The sequence below is a fragment of the Aquamicrobium sp. LC103 genome, from assembly GCF_001014615.2.
Classification (GTDB): domain Bacteria; phylum Pseudomonadota; class Alphaproteobacteria; order Rhizobiales; family Rhizobiaceae; genus LBCQ02.
Map to the genome: position 1 here is coordinate 40,722 of NZ_LBCQ02000004.1, position 17,910 is coordinate 58,631.

Annotated in this window: 18 protein-coding genes and 1 tRNA gene; 8 read left to right on the forward strand and 11 right to left on the reverse strand. The window is 66.1% G+C overall.

The window, feature by feature from the left end; translation table 11 throughout:
• Positions 1 to 534: 534 nt before the first annotated feature.
• The 6 genes from XW59_RS08935 to XW59_RS08960 all read right to left on the reverse strand — a co-directional run bounded on the left by XW59_RS08935 (position 535) and on the right by XW59_RS08960 (position 5,718).
• On the reverse strand, positions 535 to 2,103 hold the full coding sequence (locus tag XW59_RS08935) for an inorganic phosphate transporter (RefSeq protein ID WP_047144619.1): 1,569 nt from the start codon (positions 2,101 to 2,103) through the stop codon (positions 535 to 537).
• Between the two features lie 114 nt (positions 2,104 to 2,217).
• On the reverse strand, positions 2,218 to 2,709 hold the full coding sequence (locus XW59_RS08940; RefSeq protein WP_047144620.1) for an NUDIX hydrolase: 492 nt from the start codon (positions 2,707 to 2,709) through the stop codon (positions 2,218 to 2,220).
• A 176-nt stretch (positions 2,710 to 2,885) separates the two neighbouring features.
• Entirely contained in the window at positions 2,886 to 3,383 is a 498-nt protein-coding gene (gene gpt, locus XW59_RS08945) for a xanthine phosphoribosyltransferase (RefSeq protein ID WP_047144621.1), read from the reverse strand.
• 99 nt (positions 3,384 to 3,482) lie between these two features.
• Positions 3,483 to 3,896: a hypothetical protein gene (locus tag XW59_RS08950; protein WP_047144622.1), complete on the reverse strand. Its 414-nt coding sequence runs from the start codon at positions 3,894 to 3,896 to the stop codon at positions 3,483 to 3,485.
• Positions 3,897 to 3,963: 67 nt separating this feature from the next.
• On the reverse strand, positions 3,964 to 4,803 hold the full coding sequence (locus tag XW59_RS08955; protein ID WP_047144942.1) for a universal stress protein: 840 nt from the start codon (positions 4,801 to 4,803) through the stop codon (positions 3,964 to 3,966).
• Positions 4,804 to 4,977: 174 nt separating this feature from the next.
• Positions 4,978 to 5,718, reverse strand: coding sequence for a competence/damage-inducible protein A (locus XW59_RS08960; RefSeq protein ID WP_047144623.1), 741 nt, complete (start codon positions 5,716 to 5,718; stop codon positions 4,978 to 4,980).
• 187 nt (positions 5,719 to 5,905) lie between these two features.
• Between XW59_RS08960 and wrbA the strand changes: the two genes are divergently transcribed.
• From wrbA to XW59_RS08995, 7 genes are all read left to right on the forward strand, one after another.
• A complete protein-coding gene (wrbA, locus tag XW59_RS08965) occupies positions 5,906 to 6,505 on the forward strand; it encodes an NAD(P)H:quinone oxidoreductase (RefSeq protein ID WP_047144624.1) in 600 nt (199 codons plus the stop codon).
• A 135-nt stretch (positions 6,506 to 6,640) separates the two neighbouring features.
• A complete protein-coding gene (locus tag XW59_RS08970) occupies positions 6,641 to 7,681 on the forward strand; it encodes a zinc-dependent alcohol dehydrogenase family protein (RefSeq protein WP_047144943.1) in 1,041 nt (346 codons plus the stop codon).
• A gap of 58 nt (positions 7,682 to 7,739) precedes the next feature.
• Positions 7,740 to 8,717, forward strand: coding sequence for an alpha/beta fold hydrolase (locus tag XW59_RS08975; protein ID WP_047144625.1), 978 nt, complete (start codon positions 7,740 to 7,742; stop codon positions 8,715 to 8,717).
• Positions 8,718 to 8,817: 100 nt separating this feature from the next.
• Positions 8,818 to 9,057 carry a DUF982 domain-containing protein gene (locus XW59_RS08980; RefSeq protein ID WP_047144626.1) on the forward strand — a complete coding sequence of 80 codons (240 nt, stop codon included), beginning with the start codon at positions 8,818 to 8,820 and terminating at the stop codon, positions 9,055 to 9,057.
• Positions 9,058 to 9,115: 58 nt separating this feature from the next.
• The gene (locus XW59_RS08985) at positions 9,116 to 9,352 is read left to right on the forward strand and encodes a DUF982 domain-containing protein (protein WP_047144627.1); all 237 of its coding nucleotides are present in this window, start codon (positions 9,116 to 9,118) and stop codon (positions 9,350 to 9,352) included.
• 94 nt (positions 9,353 to 9,446) lie between these two features.
• The gene (locus XW59_RS08990) at positions 9,447 to 9,704 is read left to right on the forward strand and encodes a hypothetical protein (RefSeq protein WP_047144944.1); all 258 of its coding nucleotides are present in this window, start codon (positions 9,447 to 9,449) and stop codon (positions 9,702 to 9,704) included.
• Positions 9,705 to 9,758: 54 nt separating this feature from the next.
• Positions 9,759 to 9,844: transfer RNA gene (locus XW59_RS08995), tRNA-Leu, on the forward strand.
• A 9-nt stretch (positions 9,845 to 9,853) separates the two neighbouring features.
• Here the strand turns inward: XW59_RS08995 and XW59_RS09000 are convergent.
• The 3 genes from XW59_RS09000 to XW59_RS09010 form a co-directional block, all read right to left on the reverse strand.
• Complete coding sequence (locus XW59_RS09000; protein ID WP_047144628.1) at positions 9,854 to 11,359, reverse strand: tripartite tricarboxylate transporter permease; 1,506 nt, start codon at positions 11,357 to 11,359, stop codon at positions 9,854 to 9,856.
• Positions 11,360 to 11,369: 10 nt separating this feature from the next.
• The gene (locus XW59_RS09005; protein WP_047144629.1) at positions 11,370 to 11,831 is read right to left on the reverse strand and encodes a tripartite tricarboxylate transporter TctB family protein; all 462 of its coding nucleotides are present in this window, start codon (positions 11,829 to 11,831) and stop codon (positions 11,370 to 11,372) included.
• 114 nt (positions 11,832 to 11,945) lie between these two features.
• Entirely contained in the window at positions 11,946 to 12,923 is a 978-nt protein-coding gene (locus tag XW59_RS09010) for a tripartite tricarboxylate transporter substrate-binding protein (RefSeq protein WP_047144630.1), read from the reverse strand.
• 233 nt (positions 12,924 to 13,156) lie between these two features.
• Here XW59_RS09010 and ade point away from each other — a divergent pair, with 233 nt between their 5' ends.
• On the forward strand, positions 13,157 to 14,974 hold the full coding sequence (ade, locus tag XW59_RS09015) for an adenine deaminase (RefSeq protein ID WP_047144631.1): 1,818 nt from the start codon (positions 13,157 to 13,159) through the stop codon (positions 14,972 to 14,974).
• Positions 14,975 to 15,071: 97 nt separating this feature from the next.
• Here ade and XW59_RS09020 read toward each other — a convergent pair whose 3' ends face one another.
• Together XW59_RS09020 and XW59_RS09025 are read right to left on the reverse strand one after the other, a co-directional pair.
• Complete coding sequence (locus XW59_RS09020; protein WP_246666044.1) at positions 15,072 to 16,250, reverse strand: alpha/beta hydrolase; 1,179 nt, start codon at positions 16,248 to 16,250, stop codon at positions 15,072 to 15,074.
• A gap of 77 nt (positions 16,251 to 16,327) precedes the next feature.
• Positions 16,328 to 17,785 (reverse strand): TrkH family potassium uptake protein, encoded by a 1,458-nt coding sequence (locus XW59_RS09025; RefSeq protein WP_047144632.1) that lies wholly within the window; start codon positions 17,783 to 17,785, stop codon positions 16,328 to 16,330.
• Positions 17,786 to 17,910: the final 125 nt, after the last annotated feature.

The window sequence follows — 17,910 nt, forward strand, 5'->3', positions numbered from 1 at the left end:
GAAGGGCGGAAATCCGGGCTGCGATCGGCCTTGGCAGGTCCGCTTGATTGCCTCGTTGTGAGTTTTTCTCCATCGGAGAATTCCCACATTATCTTGCGTTCAGGATGCGCGCAAACACTAAATATAGTGTTAACAACTGATTTACGCCACCCTATCGACCCCGTACTTCGTCTAAAAAACGCACGAGAAACCTCCATGCCGCCCGCCATGGATGTCGGGCAGCCCCATTTCGCAATCGCACGCTAAATCTGGAAAAAAGGACCGTGTACGAAACTCGCCGGTCACGCCCGCAACGGAAGCGCGTCACCCATAAAAGTCGACTCGCATGCCGCCGTCAAGAGTTCGTTTTCGGAAGTTTTGTGACCCCAACATCTTGTGCGTCGAAAATGTGGATAGTGGGGAGAAGCGCAAATAATTTCCACGCCTTGGGCGTGCGCCGGGCACCGTCGAATCCATCCTCGCGCAACGGTCCGTCATGGGCCTGTCACGAAAAGGTGGCGGCTTGCGCGGCCCCGCGAGGCGCGGGGCGGCCTCTCAGGCAAGCGCGTTGAGGACCAGGAAGACGAGGCCGGAAAGGATCGCCGAGGCGGGAACCGTGGTCACCCAGGCGGCGACGATCGTCGTCACGTGGGCGCGGCGCACGAGGCGGCGGCGATTGATCTCCTCGCGGGAGATCGGCGGCGCGTCGGCGCCGTCGGATTCGTCCTCCGTTTCCGCCGCGATTTCGGCCGGCTCAATGCCGTTCGCGCTGCGTTCGACGCGCAGGCGCTCCATCTTGCGTTCCAGATAGCGGCGGCGGCGAGGGGACTTCGCCGTGTACCATTCGCGGAAGAAGCCGACGCCGAAGACCGCGCCGACGGCGATGTGCGTCGAGCTGACGGGAAGGCCGAACCAGGAGGCGACGATGACGGTGATCGCCGCCGACAGCGCGACACAGAAGGCGCGCATCGGATTGAGCTTGGTGATCTGCTCGCCGACCATGCGGATGAGCTTGGGCCCGAAGAGGATGAGGCCGATCGAGATGCCGGCGGCGCCGATCAGCATGACCCAGAGCGGAATCTGGACGGAGGAGGCGACGTCGCTGTCGCTGGCGGTGTGGACGATCGCGGCGAGCGGGCCGACGGCGTTGGCGACGTCGTTGGCGCCATGGGCGAAGGAGAGCAGGGCGGCGGAGAAGATCAGCGGAATGTTGAAGAGCTTGCGCAGCGACTGGTTGCGGTTCTCCATGCCTTCTGACTGGCGGCGCACGCCGAAATGCGCGAGCACCCAGACGATCACAAAGCTTGCCAACCCGAAAAGGGCGATGTGGAAGCCGGAGAGGTCGACGAGGTTCTTGAGGCCCTTGGTGGCGAGATAGGCGGCGAACGATCCGGCCATGATGGCGATCAGGAGCGGCACCCAGCGGCGCGCGGCGGTGATCTTGTCGTCCTGATAGATGATCGCGGACTTGACGAAGGCGAGGAACGCGGCGGCGACGATGCCGCCGAGGACCGGCGAGATCACCCAGCTCGCGGCGATGCCGCCCATCACGTGCCAATCGACGGCCGCAAAGCCCGCGGCGGCCACGCCCGAGCCGACGACGCCGCCGACGACCGCATGGGTGGTGGAAACCGGCGCGCCGATCCAGGTGGCGAGGTTGACCCAGAGCGCGGAGGAGATGAGGGCGGCCATCATCAGCCGGATGAAGACGTTGGGGTCGGCGATCGTCGCCGGATCGACGATGCCGCTCGAAATCGTGGAGACGACGTCGTCGCCGGCGATCAGCGCGCCAGCGGTCTCGAATATGGCGGCGATGGCGAGCGCGCCGCCCATGGTGAGCGCCTTGGCGCCGACGGCCGGGCCGACATTGTTGGCGACGTCGTTGGCGCCGATGTTGAGGGCCATGTAGGCGCCGATCGCGGCGGCGGCGATGATGATGACGGCGCGCGGCTCGCCGAAGACGAAGAGGGATGCGGCGACGGCGGAAAGCGCGAGAAACAGGAGCCCCAGACCGGGCGCGACGAGCCCGCGCGCCACGAAGCTCGTCGCTTCCTCGACATAGACGATCTTGTCGAGATCCTTGTCGAGGGTGTCCTTCCGCGCTTCAGCGGCAGTGTCGGCCATCGGCTTTCCTGTAACAGTCGGATGTCGGTCGCCGCGCGGATCACACCCGGCTATCGCTCATCCGCTTAGGCAAGATGGCCGCATATCTCAAGGCTTGAGAGGTTCGGGCCAGGCTCAGGCGGCGAATTTCCGTGGATTAACGCCGAATTCGGCGATGAGTTCGCTCAAATCCTTTTCGTCCACCAGCCTAGCGGCGTCCCTGGGCGCGAACCAGCGGCGGCGGCGCTTCTTGCGCTCCGGCCATTTGTCGGCGATGTGGTCGACCTCCATCGGGAAGACCATGACCTCGCAACGCCATTCCATCCCTGACGGCAGCATCTTCCCGTAGAAGAAGCGGCCGATCTCCTGATGCGAGATGGCGCCGTCGACGCCGGCCTCCTCGAGTGCCTCGCGCGCGGCGGCCTCGTGCGGCAGCTCGTCGTTCTCCGGCCAGCCCTTGGGCAGCACCCAGCGGCCGGTTCCCCGGCTCGTGACCAGCAACACCTCGACGCCGTCCTTGGCCCTGCGCCAGGGCAATGCCGCGACCTGCACACGGCACGGCATGCCGCCGAACAGGCGGCGGATGCGATCCGTGAGATGGTTGCGGGTACCGTGGCTCATGAACATGGGTGGACGATTGCCTTTCAGACGATTCGTTTGCCGTCTCACAATTATCAGGGTTAATTCTGTGTTACGAAAGCAAAAAATACGTAAACACCCTACCCATTTCGGGTCGGTGGCGGCATTTTTCAAGTGCGGAAGGCCCCGCGCAAGCTTCGCTGCGGGAACCAGTCGGCGCGGGATCAGTCGATACGGTTGTCGGCGATCGGCTTCTGATAGGTGAAGCCCATGTCCCAGGGGAAGTAGATCCAGGTGTCCTGGGAGACTTCCGTGACGAAGGTATCGACGAGGGGGCGGCCCTTCGGCTTGGCATAGACCGTGGCGAAATGCGCCTTCGGCATCATGGCGCGGACGATGGCCGCGGTCTTGCCGGTGTCGGTGAGGTCGTCGACGATCAGCACGCCTTCGCCGTCGTTTTCGAGCAAAGCAGGGTTGATCTCCTTGAGGACCTTGAGCTCGCCCTGCTCGGTGTAGTCGTGATAGGAGGCGACGCAGACCGTCTCGATGAGCCTGATCTCCAACTCGCGCGAGATGACCGCGGCCGGCACCAGCCCGCCGCGCGTGATGCAGACGATCGCCTTCCATTTGCCGTTCACGCCGGCCAGCCGCCAGGCGAGCGCGCGGGCGTCACGGTGGAATTGATCCCAGGAAACGGGGAAAGCTTTTTCAGGTAGCGACATGAGGGCACTCCGGTGCGCGCGGCCAGATGGAATGCGCGCGGAATTAACCGGAAAGCGGGCCGTCTGGCAAGTGCGGTCGCAGGCCCGTACGGTCCAGGGTCAGCCCTTGCCGGAATTATCCAAGATCCCCGTCATGGATCGGGCGGGGCCTGTTAGAGCCTGTTCCACCAGATCGCGAAGGTTCTCATTCTCTTCCCAATCATGCGGAATTTCGATCACGCTTCGCCTCGCGAAGCTTATGGTTTCCCCGTTCTCGACACGGAACGTCTCAATTCCATCAGGCATTTCAGATCTATGTATGTCCTGAACGATGCCGTGAAGAATATCCTGCTCATCTACCTCAGTGATATCGACGTAAACAGCTTCGACATAATCGTTGGCTTCGTCTTGGACCTGAATCCTGACGCAATTTCCGGCCCGGATATGCCTTCGTATTTCCGGTAAGATCTGCCGACCGCTCCAGTCATAGACATCCTCTTCCTCCGGAGAAAACACGACGATACCTTCCTTCATCCCCGCTTCCTCTCATGCCTAGCGAGCGCCCCGAGGCGGAACGAGGGACAACCGAACATCGGCGTGCTCAGCGCGACATCAGCGTGGCCGTCGGCATGGAGCGCAGCAGCGTGCGCGTCGCGCCGCCGAAGAAGAACTCCTTCAGCCAGGACTGGCTGTAGGCGCCCATCACGAGCAGGTCGGCGCCGGTCTCGGCGATCTGGTTCTCGATCGCCTCGCCGGCGGAAAGGCCCGCGGTGACCTCGCTGGAAAAGGTGATCTTCGCGCCGTGGCGCGCGAGGGCGGACGAGATGTCGGCGCCGGCGACGGCGCTGTCCTGGTTGGCGGTGTCGGAGGCGTCCAGGCTGAGGATCTCCACCTCCCTGGCGGCGACGATGAAGGGGAGGGCGTCGAAGGTCGCGCGGGCCGCCTCATGGGTGCCGTTCCAGGCGACGAGCACCTTCTTGAAGGGAATGTTGACGGGGGCGGCGTAAGGCACGAACAGCACCGGCCGACCGCTCTCGAACAGAAGTGCCTCGACATTGGCGATCGAGGCGGAGCTCTGCTCGGGATCGGATTGCTGGACGACCACGAGGTCGCAGGAGCGCGCGACGCCGACCGCGCTCAGGGCGCTGTCGCCGGAGAAGCTTTCCATCGCCTGCCATTCGGACGACAGGCCCTCGCGCGAGACGCGCGACTGGAAGAGGGCCTTGATCTCGTCGCTGCGCTGCTGGTTGAGCTCGGTGCCGGCGGCGATGAAATCGGTGTCGGGAAAGCCCATCGGCGTCGCATAGGGAATTGGCATCGGCTCGGCATGGATGCCGATGAGATGCGCCGACAGATGGCTGGCGAGCGGCACGGCGCAGTCGAGCACGCGCGTCGCGTCTTCCTTGCTCTGAAGCACGGCAAGTAGGGTCTTGTAGCTCATAACGGCCTCCATGATTTCCCAACGCCACAACGGGGCGGAAGCGGATTGGTTTCCCTAGGAAACGCACCGGGAGTTGCAGGAAACCGTTCTTTCACCCCTGCGCCTTGCCGATCATATGCCGATTGACGCCGCCCCGAAAGAGAGAGTTGAGGCCGGAAAATAAAACGAATCCTTTCAGCTCCTTGGGCCGAGACCATCGACCATCGCCTGAACCGCGGCGGTCGCCGCGGCGAGCGATTCGGGCGATCGCGAGCGCACCACGAGCTCGGTCCAGAAGGTGCCGTCCTGATATTTCGGATAGGAGCCGATGATGGTGTCGGGGAAAGCCTTCTGGATATCGGCCAGCGGCCCGCCGATAACGCCCTCGCCGAAAGGGCAGTGCACGGTCCGCGACAGGAGCTTCACGCCGGTGCGTAAGGTCGGGACGACATTGTCGAGCATCGCCTGGAAGATCGCCGGTACGCCGGCCATGACATGGACGTTGCCGATGCGGAAGCCGGGCGCCAGCGAGACCGGATTGTCGATGTGCTCGGCGCCGACCGGCATGCGCGCCATGCGCTTGCGCGCCTCTGTGAACTCCATGTCGCGCGCCGCGTAATGCGCCTCCATCATCGCATAGGCGCGCGCGTCGTACTCGCAGGGCACGCCGAAGGCCTTGGCCACCGAATCGGCGGTGATGTCATCATGGGTGGGGCCGATGCCGCCGGTGGTGAAGACGTAGGCATGGCGGGCACGCAGCGCGTTCACCGCGGCGACGATCTCGTCCTCCTCGTCGGGCACGATCCTGACTTCCTTCAGGTCGATGCCGATCGCGGTCATGACGTCGGCGAGGTGGCCGATGTTCCTGTCCTTGGTGCGTCCGGAGAGAATTTCGTCGCCGATGACGATCATCGCGGCGGTAATGATATCGGTCATGGTCAGAGTCCGGTTGCTGCGGCTTACTGCACATAACGCCGCGTTCGGCAACCGGCAATGGGTGCCGTTCGGTGAACGATCTGTCGGCAATCAGCACGGTTGCGATGAACGGCCAGCACGCTAGCTTTCACCGGACGCGGCTTTTCGGCCGCGCCATCGCGGAACGGAAAGCCAGAAGGAGACGAGAATGGCCAAGGTGCTGGTGCTGTACTATTCGAGCTGGGGTCACATGGAGGCCATGGCGAAATCGGCGGCCGAAGGCGCGCGCGACGCCGGCGCCGACGTGACGATCAAGCGCGTGCCGGAACTGGTGCCGCTCGAGGTCGCCAAGGCGGCACATTACAAGCTCGACCAGGAGGCGCCGATCGCCGAGCCGCTGGAACTGGAGAATTACGACGCGATCATCCTGGGCATCTCCACGCGCTACGGCGCGATGGCGGCGCAGATGAAGAATTTCCTCGACCAGACCGGGCCGCTCTGGGCCAAGGGCGCGCTGGTCAACAAGATCGCCTCGGTCATCTCGTCCACCGCCACGCAGCATGGCGGCGCGGAATTCTCGATCATCAGCGCGCAGGTTTCCCTGCAGCATCACGGCATGATCATCGTGCCGCTCTCCTACGCCTATCAGGGCCAGTCCGGCAACGATACGGTGCGCGGCGGCTCGCCCTACGGCATGACGACCACCTCGGACAGCGACGGTTCGCGCCAGCCTTCCGAGCAGGAGCTGGAAGGCGCCAGGTTCCAGGGCAAGCGCGTCGCCGAGATCGCGAACAAGCTGCACGGCTGAGGCAAGGGCCCGCGGGCAGCGGGGCGGGCGACCGGGGGGCCGCCCGCCCTTTTTCGTCGCGGCAGGCTTCCGGGGCAGCCCGCCCTCGTGATAACGACGCGCGCGAGAAACGAGCGACGCGAAACGAGGTCGGGCATGAAGGCGGTTCTTTTCGAGGCATTCGGCGAGCGGCCGGAGATCAGGTCGGTTCCCGATCCCGCGCCCGAGCGCCACGGCGTGGTCATCAAGGTCCGCGCGACCGGCGTCTGCCGCAGCGACTGGCACGGCTGGATGGGCCACGACCCCGACATCGTGCTGCCGCACGTGCCCGGCCACGAGCTGGCGGGAGAGATCGCCGAGGTGGGCCGCGACGTCGCCAACTGGAAGGTCGGCGACCGGGTGACGGTTCCCTTCGTCGGCGGCTGCGGCGCCTGCCACGAATGCCATTCGGGCAATCACCAGGTCTGCGACCACCAGTTCCAGCCGGGCTTTACCCATTGGGGTTCTTTCGCCGAGCTGGTGCGCATCGACCATGCCGACATCAATCTCGTGCGCCTGCCGGATGCGATGGACTACGTGACGGCGGCGAGCCTCGGCTGCCGCTTCGTGACCTCGTTCCGCGCCGTCGTCGACCAGGGCAGGGTGTCGGCCGGCGAATGGGTGGCCGTGCACGGCTGCGGCGGCGTCGGCCTCTCGGCGGTGATGATCGCGGGTGCGGCCGGCGCGAACGTGGTGGCGATCGACATTTCCGACGAGAAGCTCGACTTGGCCCGCCGCCTCGGTGCGGCGGCGACCGTGAACGCGCGCAAGGCGACCGACGTGGTGGAAGCGGTAAGCGAGATCACGAAGGGCGGCGCGCATCTCTCGCTCGACGCGCTCGGCCATCCCGAGACCTGCTTCAACTCGATCGCCAACCTGCGCAAGCGGGGCCGGCACGTGCAGGTGGGGCTGATGCTCGCCGACCATGCGACGCCGAAAGTGCCGATGGCCAGGGTGATCGCCAACGAGCTCGAAATCCTCGGCAGCCACGGCATGCAGGCCTTCCGCTACGGCGCCATGCTCGACATGATCGAGAGCGGCAGGCTGAAGCCGGAACTGCTGGTGGGCAGCCGGATCAGCCTCGAGGAATCGGTCGACGCGCTGATGGCGATGGACCGGTTCGAGGCCTCGGGCGTCACCGTCGTCGACAGGTTCTGAGGCGCTTGCCCGTAAGCCGATCTCGGCTAAGCTGAGGCTTTACGAGGCGGGGCAGGCAATGACGGCGTTATCCGCAGTTTTCAGCGTGCTTTCGGCGGCCGCCGTGCTGGTCCTGCTGGTCGGGGGCTATTTCGCCCATGTCACGCGACGGATCGCGCGCGAGGCCGAGCGGCAGGTGCCCGCGCTCGGCAAGTTCATCACCATCGACGGCCGCGAGGTGCATTATGTCGAGCGCGGCGAGGGGCCGCCGATCCTGCTGATCCACGGGCTCGGCGGCACGCTCCACCATCTGCGCCGTCCGCTGATGGAGGAATTCGGCGACGGCTACCGGCTGATCGCGATGGACAGGCCGGGCTCCGGCTATTCGACGCGCGGCGCCGGCTGGGAGGGCCGGCTGTCCGAGCAGGCGCATTTCGTCCACCGCTTCATCGAGGAACTCGGCCTGGAAAGACCGCTGCTCGTCGGCCATTCGCTGGGCGGCGCGGTGGCATTGGCGGCGGCGCTCGACCGTCCCGGCGCGGTGTCGGGGCTGGCGCTGATCTCGCCGCTGACGCATTTCGAGGAGGAGGTGAAGCCCGAATTCGAGGCGCTCGCGATCCGCTCGCCGTTGAGGCGGCGACTGATCGCGCACACGCTTGCGGTGCCGATGTCGGTCAAGAATTCGCGGAAGACGATCGATTTCGTGTTCGGCCCGCAGCAGCCGCCGGCGGACTACGCGGTGGAGGGCGGTGCGCTCGCCGGCCTCAGGCCCGGCCATTTCTACGCCACCTCGACCGACCTCGTCGCGCTGGAGCACGAGCTTCCGCGCCTGGAAAAACGCTATGGCGAGCTGAAGGTCCCGGTCGGCATTCTCTTCGGCGACAGCGACCGCGTGCTCGACCATCGCCGGCACGGGCTCGCGATGAAGGGCAAGGTCGCCGACCTCGATCTCGAGATCGTCGAGGGCGTCGGCCACATGCCCCAATATGCGGTGACGGCGAAGGTGGTCACCTTCATCCGCCGTATGGCGGAGAAGGCTTTCGCGGGACGACAATAGTTCAACTTGCGCCGACTCTCTTTAAATGAAAAAGTTCCCTCACGTGGGGAACTACCGATCACGCCGTGCGTTGAGCGGTAAGATTTCGCGAGGAAGGGTCATGAGCAACAATACCGACTTTCACGAGCCGGTCCGTTTGCGGGCGGAGTTCGGGGTGACCGAAGTTCGCAGCGCAGTCGAAGCCAGCGCCGCCCTGCGCGGTGCCTGGCCGGAAACACGGGGAAAATGGTACTACGCCGCAAGCCGCGCCTGTTCGGCGGCGATGGAAGGCCGCGCGCCGGCGCATGCGGCGCGGCACACCTTCATCCGCGCGGCACAGGAATCGCGCCTGTTCCCCTGAGCCCAGTTTTCTGAGCCATGACAAACGCATATCCGCAACAGCAAGAGGGCGAGCAATCATGAGCGCGCGCTCATTTCATCCCGTCGTGATCTTCGTCGAGGGCCGCGAGCGTGTCGTGGCGGACGCGTTCGAGGCGATGGAGTGCCTGACCGGCGCGTGGCCGGTGAAATCGTGCCCGTCGGCACGCAAGGCGATCCGCGCCTGCCAGGACGCGCTCGACGGCATCAAATCGGCCGCGATGGCACGCGCCGCCTTCATCGCCGCCGCGCGCGACGCCGGCGTGGCCGTGATCTGACCGGGCCTGCGCGGCGTCCTCGCGGGATGGCGCGGCTGCCTGCAAAAAGTCTCAATCCCGCCCGAGGCTCGACGCCTCACGTCAGGTGACCATCATGCGAAAAGCATCCTTGTTTGCGATCGGCCTCGCGGCGCTGCTGGCCGGCTGCACCACGATCACGCCGGAGGAGCAGCGCGCCCGCGACGAGGCGGAATGCCGCTCCTACGGCTTCACCCGCAAGAACGACGCTTTCGCCGAATGCCTGCAGCGGCTGGATCTCGACCGGCGCGCCGCCCGCCGCTACCGGGCGAGCATGGACCCCTGGGCATATGAGCCGATGGTCGTCTACCGGCCGGTCTTCGTTCGACGCTGACAAGGCTTCAGGGCAGTTGACGTTCCGCGCGAAACCCCTGAAAAGGGAGCCCGCGCGGACGTGGCGGAACTGGTAGACGCAAGGGACTTAAAATCCCTCGGTCCTCGACCGTACGGGTTCGATTCCCGTCGTCCGCACCATCTCGCCTGTCAATCCTCCTCGACGAACACCTCCTCGCGCTTCCTGCGGATCGACGGCAGGAAGACGATGACGAGCACCACGGCGGCGAGCGCGAGCAGCGTCGCGCTGATCGGGCGCGTGAGGAAGACCGAGGGGTCGCCGCGCGAGATGATCATGGCGCGGCGCAGATGCTCCTCGAGCAGCGGGCCGAGCACGAAGCCAAGAAGCAGCGGCGCCGGCTCGCAGCGCAGCTTGGTCAGCACGTAGCCGAGGAAGCCGAAGAAGGCGACGGAATAGAGGTCGAAGGCGTTGGAGGCGACGCTGTAGACGCCGATCGAGCAGAACGCCATGATGATCGGGAAGAGCACGTAGTAGGGGATCGTCAGAAGCTTCACCCACAGCCCGATGAGCGGCAAATTGAGGATGACGAGCATCAGATTGCCGATCCACATCGAGGCGATGATGCCCCAGAACAGCGCCGGCTGCTCGGCGGCCACGTTGGGGCCGGGGACGATGCCCTGGATGATCATCGCGCCGATCATCAGCGCCATCACCGGATTGGCGGGGATGCCGAGGGTGAGAAGCGGGATGAAGGAGGTCTGCGCGCCGGCATTGTTGGCCGATTCGGGGCCGGCGACGCCCTCGATCGCGCCGTGGCCGAATTCCTCGGGCGTCTTGGAAACGCGCTTTTCGACCGTGTAGGAGGCAAAGGCAGCGAGGATGGCGCCGCCGCCCGGCAGGATGCCGAGCGCCGAGCCGAGCGCCGTGCCGCGCAGGATGGGCGCGGCCATGCGGCGGAAATCCTCGCGGGTGGGGATCAGCCCTGTGACCCTGCTCATCAGGGCGGAGCGGGTGTTTTCATTCTCCAGATTGCGCAGGATCTCCGCGATGCCGAACATGCCGACCGCGACCGCGACGAAGTTCAAGCCGTCGGCATATTCGCGGATGCCGAGGGTGAAACGGGCCGTGCCGGAATAGATGTCCTGGCCGACGAGGCCGAGGAGCAGACCGAGCACCACCATGGCGAGCGCCTTGACGACCGAGCCGTGGGCGAGCGCGATGGAGGAGATGAGGCCGACCACCATCAGCGAGAAATATTCCGCCGAGCCGAATTTCAGCGCGATCACGGTGAGCGGCGGGGCAAAGAGCGCGACGAGCAGGGTGGAGACCGTGCCGGCGAAGAAGGAGCCGAGCGCGGCGACGGCGAGCGCGACGCCGGCGCGACCCTTGCGCGCCATCTGGTAGCCGTCGATCGCGGTGACGGCGGAGGAGGATTCGCCGGGCATGTTGATGAGGATGGCCGTGGTGGAGCCGCCATATTGGGCGCCGTAGTAGATGCCGGCGAGCATGATCAGCGCCGAGACCGGCTCGAGCTGGAAGGTGATCGGCAGGAGCATGGCGATGGTGGCGGTCGCGCCGATGCCGGGCAGCACGCCGATCAGCGTGCCGAGCAGCACGCCGACCAGGCAGAAGACGAGGTTCCACGGCGACATGGCCGTGGCGAAGCCGAGGGCGAGGTGGTCGATGAGTTCCATCAGCGGCGCCTCACCAGCGGGTCCAGGGGCCGAAGCGCTGGAACGGCAGGCCGAGCCCGTAGGAGAAGACGGCGACCGAGAAGGCCGTGAGCAGGGCCGACAGCACCAGCGCCTTCGCCAGCGACATGCGCCGCGACGCGAAGGAGGCGATCAGCGCCGTGCAGAACAGCGCCGGCACGAAGCCGAGGCCGCGCACGGTCAATCCGAAGAAGACCGGCGCGGGCAGGATGAGGAGCATGCCGCGCCAGGCGATCGGCCCGAGCGGCTCGCCCTCGGCGGTCGCGGAGCCGACCACGATGACCGCGCCGAGAATGACGAGGATGCAGGCCAGCACCAGCGGGAAATAGCCCGGCCCCATGCGGAAGGCGGTGCCGATCTGCATGCCGAGCGACTGGATGGCGAAGAACAGGCCGAAGCCGATGAAGATGAGACCGCACGCCAGGTTCGTGCGGTCGAAGCTTAGCGATTTCATGCTTTTCCTGCCTCGCGTGGCGGTTTGCAGCGGGATCCGCGTCGCAGCGCGCGGAATTTCCCGGACATTGCGGGGCACGCCGTCATGTTTCCGCGCGCCCCGCGATCGCCGACATCAGTCCGCGTACTGCCCCGCGGCGTCGATGACCGGCTTCCAGCGGGCGATCTCGCCCTCGAGTTTCGCCTTCAGGGCGGCCGGCGTCGCGTCCTCCTTGGGCGAGGGCGTGGTGCCGAGTTCGGCGAAACGGGCGGCGACGTTCTCGTTGGCGAGCGCGACCTGCAGCGACTGCGAAAGACGCTCGACGATCTCGGCCGGCGTGCCCTTGGGCGCGTAGAGGCCGTGCCAGATGCCGACCTGGAAGTCGGCGAGCCCGCCCTCGATCGCGGTCGGAATGTCGGGCAGCACGTCGAGGCGCTCGGCCGAGGTCACCGCATAGGCCTTGATGGTCCCGCCCTGGATCTGCTTGGTGGTGTTGGTGGTCTGGTCGCACATGATGTCGACCTGGCCGCCGAGCAGGTCCTGCATGGCCGGCCCGGTGCCCTGATAGGGAACGGTGACCAGCGGCGTCTCGATCGCGCTCATGAACAGCATGCCGCACAGATGCGAGGCAGCGCCGATGCCGGCATTGGCGACGGTGACGGTGTCGGCGTTCGCCTTGGCGTATTCGATGAGGCCGGCGAGGTCGGCGGGCTCGAGGTCCTTGCGCGCGACGATCGTCATCGGCACCTCGGTGACGAGGCCGACATATTCGAAGGCGTCGAGCGTGTCGTAGGGCAGCGAGCGGTAGAGCGTGGCGCTGGTGGCCATGCCGATATGGTGGAGAAGCAGCGTGTAGCCGTCGGGCTCGGCATCCGCGACGCGGCCCGCGCCCAGCGTGCCGCCGGCGCCGCCGACATTCTCGACGATGATCTGCCTGCCGAGATCCTTCGACATCGCCTCGGCGACGAGTCGCGTCACCGTGTCGGTGGGCCCGCCGGCGGAGAAGGGAACCACGATGGTGATGTCCCGCTCCGGATAGGATTGCGCCCCGGCAAGTCCCGGCGCGACCAACATCGCCGCGGCTGCCGCGAGCGAGGCCAAAAGTGAACGCATGTCGATCCTCCCGATCGTTGTTCTTGATGACGCGGCCCGGCGGGCAGCCCCCTGCTGCGGAATTGCCGGCGCGACGTTTCGACGCAACGCATGTGACGGCAAGGGGAACGGCGGTGTCAAGCCTTCTTTGGTCGTGGTCCAAAGGCGATGCGGCAGGTGCGGAACCGGGTCGACGCGGCACTGGCAAATTCAGGGAAGGCTTGGCAAACTCGGGAAAACGGAGAAACCCCTTCATGCCCGCAAAGTCGAAGAATGCCTTTCAGCGGCCGAAATCCTGGACGGACGCGGCGCCCCAGCTCGTCGACGTGGCGACCGGGCGGGCGGCGGCCGATCTCGTCATCCGCAACGGAAGATGGGTGAACGTGCATTCGGGCGAGGTGATCGCGGCGACCGACATCGCGATCGTCGCCGGGCGCTTCGCCTATTGCGGGCCGAATGCCGGCCATGCCATCGGCAAGGGCACCAAGGTGGTGGACGCGGGCGGGCGCTATCTCGTGCCGGGACTCTGCGACGCGCACATGCATGTCGAGAGCGGCATGGTCACGGTCACCGAATTCTGCCGCGCCGTGATCCCGCACGGCACCACCTCGATGTTCATCGATCCGCACGAGATCGCCAACGTGCTCGGCCTCGACGGCGTGCGGCTGATGCATGACGAGGCGCTGGCCATGCCGATCAACGTGCATGTGCAGATGCCGTCCTGCGTGCCTTCGGCGCCGGGGCTCGAGAATGCCGGCGCGCAGCTGACGGCGGCGGACGTCGCCGAGGCGATGAAATGGCCCAACATCATCGGGCTCGGCGAGGTGATGAATTTTCCCGGCGTGGCCGCGAACGACGAGACGATGGTGGCGGAGATCGCCGCGACCGTGAAGGCCGGCAAGACGGTCGGCGGGCACTATGCCTCGCGCGACCTGGGGCTCGCCTTCCACGGCTATGTCGCCGGCGGACCGGAGGACGACCATGAGGGGACCTGCGTGGAGGACGCGGTCGCGCGCGTGCGCCAGGGCATGAAGGCGATGCTGCGGCTGGGCTCGGCCTGGTACGACGTTGCCTCGCAGATCAAGGCGGTGACCGAGCAGGGTCTCGATCCGCGCAGCTTCATCCTGTGCACCGACGACAGCCATTCGGGAACGCTGGTCGATGACGGCCATATGGACCGCGTGGTGCGCCACGCGATCGCGCAAGGGCTGGCGCCGGTGACCGCGATCCAGATGGCGACGATCAACACCGCGCAGCATTTCCGGCTGGAGCGCGAGATCGGCTCGATCGCGCCGGGGAGACTGGCCGATTTCCTGATCGTCTCGGATCTGGCGGAATTGAAGATCGACGAGGTTTATGCGCGCGGCGTGAGGCTCGCCAAGGGCGGCAGGCTCGAGGCCGACATTCCCCCCTACGACTATCTGGCGAGCGCCAAGAAGACGGTGAAGCTCGGCCGCAAGCTGAAGGCGGCCGATTTCGACGTCGAGGCCCCGGAAGGGGCCAACGAGGTGCGGGCGCGGGTGATCGGCGTGATCGAGAACCAGGCGCCGACGCGGGCGCTGGAGGCCGATCTGCCGGTCGAGCAGGGCATCGTGCGGATGGACCGGCGCAACGACGTCTGCCAGATCGCACTGGTGGAGCGGCACCGCGGGACGGGCGGCGTCACCAACGGCTTCGTCTCCGGCTTCGGCTACATGGCCGATTGCGCGCTGGCCTCGACGGTGGCGCATGATTCGCACCACATGATCGTCGTGGGCACCAGCAAGCAGGACATGGCGAAGGCGGCGAACCGGCTCGGCGAGGTCGGCGGCGGGGTGGTGCTCTATTCGCAGGGCAAGGAGATCGCGCTGGTGGAGATGCCGATCGCCGGGCTGATGTCGGACGAGCGCGCCGAGGTGGTGGCGGCGAAGGCGGCGAAGCTGACGGAAGCGATGCGGGCCGCCGGCTGCACGCTCAACAACGCCTATATGCAGCACTCGCTGCTGGCGCTCGTGGTGATTCCGGAGCTGAGGATCTCGGACGTCGGCATCATCGACGTGACGAAGTTCGAGAAGGTCGATCTTTTCGTCTGAACGGGGCCGGTTGCAATTTCCTCCTCATCCGTCGCGGGCTTTGCCCGCGCCAGTCTCTCCCCGTGGGGAGAGGAAGATGCGGCGGCGAGGGGCTGGCTCACCCTCCCGCGCCGCCGACGGCGACGTTGATGACCTCGAGCGGCGTGGTGATGACGATCTCGGCCGCCGTGCCGATGGTCTGGCCGAGGCCTTGCGCCAGCCTGCCGATGCGCGAGCTGATCTCCTGGCGGTCGCCGGTGCCCAACTGGCTGTCGGCCTGCAGATGCTCGCCCAAGAGCCGCACGAGCAGCGGATTGTCGGCGAATTTCGCATGGTTCAGCCTGTCTCCAGCCTGCAGGTTCGAGACGTTGACGACGACGACGCCGAGGCTGGCAAGGTCCTCCGCCTTGGCATAGTCGCCGACGCGCGGCCGGTTGCCGGCGAGAAGCGAGGAAAGCTGCAGGGCGCGGTCGTCGTCCGACAGCATGACCGCGATCGGCCTGTCGAGCTTGCCGATGCGCTTCAACTGGCTCTTGAAGACGTCGACGTCGATGTCGGGCGAAGCGAGCATGATGTCGCCCAGCCGGCGGGTGACCTCCCGGTCGTCGGAGATGGCGATCTGGCGCAGCGCCTCCATCGTGGCCCAGTTGCCCATGGAATGGGCGACGATGTCGATGCGGGTCGCGCCGTTGGCGGCGAGCAGGCGCAGCGTCTCCTCCAGCCCGTCGCGGCCGATGGTGGCGGAATTGTTGTCGTAGATATAGTCGACGGTGCGCCCCGCCGACGCCCAGGAGAAGAGCACGGGCACGCCGGTATAGCCTGAATCGTGGACGATCTGCGCCATGCGGTAGACCGCGCCGTCGAAGAGCGTGCGGTAGCCGTGGATGAAGACGAGCGCGCGTCCGTTGCGTGCCGCGATCTCGCCGCGGAGCTTTTGCGCGAAATCGGCTTCGGAGCGCATGATCGCCACTTCGGAGGCGAAGAAATGCTTGGCCGGGTCGCGCGGTCCGCGGCGGGGGGACTCGATGCGGCCGGTCTGGTGGTCGCGCGGAATGGTGATGTCGACGCGGGCGAAGCTGAGGTTCTCGGCGCGCCTGCCGTCGAAGACCTGCCGCGGATCCTCGGCGCGCTCGCGGGTCGTCACCGCGAAGATGCTGTGCTTTCCGGCAATGGTGCCGGGCTCGACCACGCCCGGCGAGATCAGGTCATGCGCCTGGTTGCCCCCGCAGCCGGCGAGCACGACGACCAGCGTCAGCGCGCGAAACCTCCACAACAGCCATGCAACCGCCTCAATCACGCACCGCTCCAAACTCGCCGCAAGATAGTGCCATTCCGCAATACTGTCTGAAACGCGCGCGGTCCATAGCTTCCTTACTATCGGTTCCAGAAGACCGGGCTGAAGACGACGAGGACGGCGAGGATTTCGAGACGCCCGAGCAGCATGGCGAGCGAGAGCACCCATTTCGCGGTGTCGGGAAGCGACGAGAAATTGCCGACGGGTCCGATCGTCTCGCCGAGGCCGGGGCCGACATTGGTGAGCGCGGTGAGCGAGCCGCTCATGGCGCTGACGAAGTCGACGCCGGTGGCCGCGAGCAGGATCGTGGCGATCAGCCAGATGACGAGGAAGGACGAGATGAAGAGCACCACGGCCCGCTGCATGCTCTCGTCGACGATGCGGTCGCCATAGCGCACGGTCAGGACGGTGTTGGGATAGACCAGGCGCTTCAGGCCGTTCGCCATCAGCTCGAACAGGATGAGGAAGCGGTAGGCCTTGATGCCGCCGCTGGTGGAGCCCGAGCAGCCGCCGAGGAAGGTCGCGACGAATATGCAGGCGACCGCGAAGGGCCCCCACAGCGTGTAGTCGTCGCTGGCGAAACCGGTCGTGGTGATGATCGAGACGAAGTTGAACACCGAATGGGTGAGCGCGTCGAGGAAGGGCATGTCCTGGCTGGCGCGCAGATAGATCGCGACCGCGAGCGAGAAGACGAGCGTGTAGCCCGCGAAGACGCGGATCTGCGGATCGCGCAGCGCGTCGAGCCGGCCGCGCACGGCGAACAGCATGACGATGGAGAAGGGCAGCGCGCCGATGAACATGAAGACGGAGCCTATCCAGAGGATGGCGGGCCGGTCCGAATACTCCGCGTATGACGCGTCATGCGTGGAGAAGCCGCCGGTGGCGATCGTCGACATGGCGTGGTTGATCGCGTTGAAGCCGGTCATGCCGGCCATCGCGTAGCAGATCGCGCACAGCGCGACGAAGGCCGTGTAGATGGCGACGAGGCTGATCGTGAAGGTGGCGAAGCGCTCGAAGGGGCGGTCCTCGATGTCGGAGGATTCGATCTTGAAATAGCTGAAGCCGCCGATGTTGAGCAGCGGCAGCAGGAACAGGCCGAAGGCGATGACGCCGAGCCCGCCCATATAGTTGAGCAGCGAGCGCCACAAGAGCAGGCCGGGCGGCGCCTCGTCGAGGCCGGAGATGACGGTGGAGCCGGTGGTGGTGATGCCGGAGACGGATTCGAAGAAGGCGTCGGTGAAGCTCAGCTCCAGCGACGAGGCCATGAAGGGCACGGCGCCGGCGAGCGCCGTGGTCAGCCACAGCAGGTTGACGAGCAGGAAGCCGAAGCGCGTGTTGGGCGGCGCCGGCCTGCCGTGCGTAGCCATGGCGACCGCGAGCGCCAGGCCGCCGGTGAACAGGCCGGAGAAGGCGAAGACGGTCCAGTCCTCATGGCCGTAATAGAGGTCGACCAGGGCCGGCAGCAGCATGGCCGCCGACAGATAGATGGCGAAAACCGCGGCGACGTGGATGGCGGCCCTGATGGCGAGAGACTGCAAGGAAACCTGACCCCGATTTTCGACCGGCGGACGGGGGTGGTGCCGTACGCCGGGCCGGAGAGTGGCTTCCGCGACCCGAATATGCAATAGGGCCGAAATGCGGCCAACAGAAATCGCGGGCCGCC

Coding starts and splice junctions, on each gene's coding strand:
- XW59_RS08935 (WP_047144619.1), bottom strand. CDS start 2,103: ATGGCCGACACTGCCGCTGAAGCGCGGAAGGACACCCTCGACAAGGAT.
- XW59_RS08940 (WP_047144620.1), bottom strand. CDS start 2,709: ATGTTCATGAGCCACGGTACCCGCAACCATCTCACGGATCGCATCCGC.
- gpt (WP_047144621.1), bottom strand. CDS start 3,383: ATGTCGCTACCTGAAAAAGCTTTCCCCGTTTCCTGGGATCAATTCCAC.
- XW59_RS08950 (WP_047144622.1), bottom strand. CDS start 3,896: ATGAAGGAAGGTATCGTCGTGTTTTCTCCGGAGGAAGAGGATGTCTAT.
- XW59_RS08955 (WP_047144942.1), bottom strand. CDS start 4,803: ATGAGCTACAAGACCCTACTTGCCGTGCTTCAGAGCAAGGAAGACGCG.
- XW59_RS08960 (WP_047144623.1), bottom strand. CDS start 5,718: ATGACCGATATCATTACCGCCGCGATGATCGTCATCGGCGACGAAATT.
- wrbA (WP_047144624.1), top strand. CDS start 5,906: ATGGCCAAGGTGCTGGTGCTGTACTATTCGAGCTGGGGTCACATGGAG.
- XW59_RS08970 (WP_047144943.1), top strand. CDS start 6,641: ATGAAGGCGGTTCTTTTCGAGGCATTCGGCGAGCGGCCGGAGATCAGG.
- XW59_RS08975 (WP_047144625.1), top strand. CDS start 7,740: ATGACGGCGTTATCCGCAGTTTTCAGCGTGCTTTCGGCGGCCGCCGTG.
- XW59_RS08980 (WP_047144626.1), top strand. CDS start 8,818: ATGAGCAACAATACCGACTTTCACGAGCCGGTCCGTTTGCGGGCGGAG.
- XW59_RS08985 (WP_047144627.1), top strand. CDS start 9,116: ATGAGCGCGCGCTCATTTCATCCCGTCGTGATCTTCGTCGAGGGCCGC.
- XW59_RS08990 (WP_047144944.1), top strand. CDS start 9,447: ATGCGAAAAGCATCCTTGTTTGCGATCGGCCTCGCGGCGCTGCTGGCC.
- XW59_RS09000 (WP_047144628.1), bottom strand. CDS start 11,359: ATGGAACTCATCGACCACCTCGCCCTCGGCTTCGCCACGGCCATGTCG.
- XW59_RS09005 (WP_047144629.1), bottom strand. CDS start 11,831: ATGAAATCGCTAAGCTTCGACCGCACGAACCTGGCGTGCGGTCTCATC.
- XW59_RS09010 (WP_047144630.1), bottom strand. CDS start 12,923: ATGCGTTCACTTTTGGCCTCGCTCGCGGCAGCCGCGGCGATGTTGGTC.
- ade (WP_047144631.1), top strand. CDS start 13,157: ATGCCCGCAAAGTCGAAGAATGCCTTTCAGCGGCCGAAATCCTGGACG.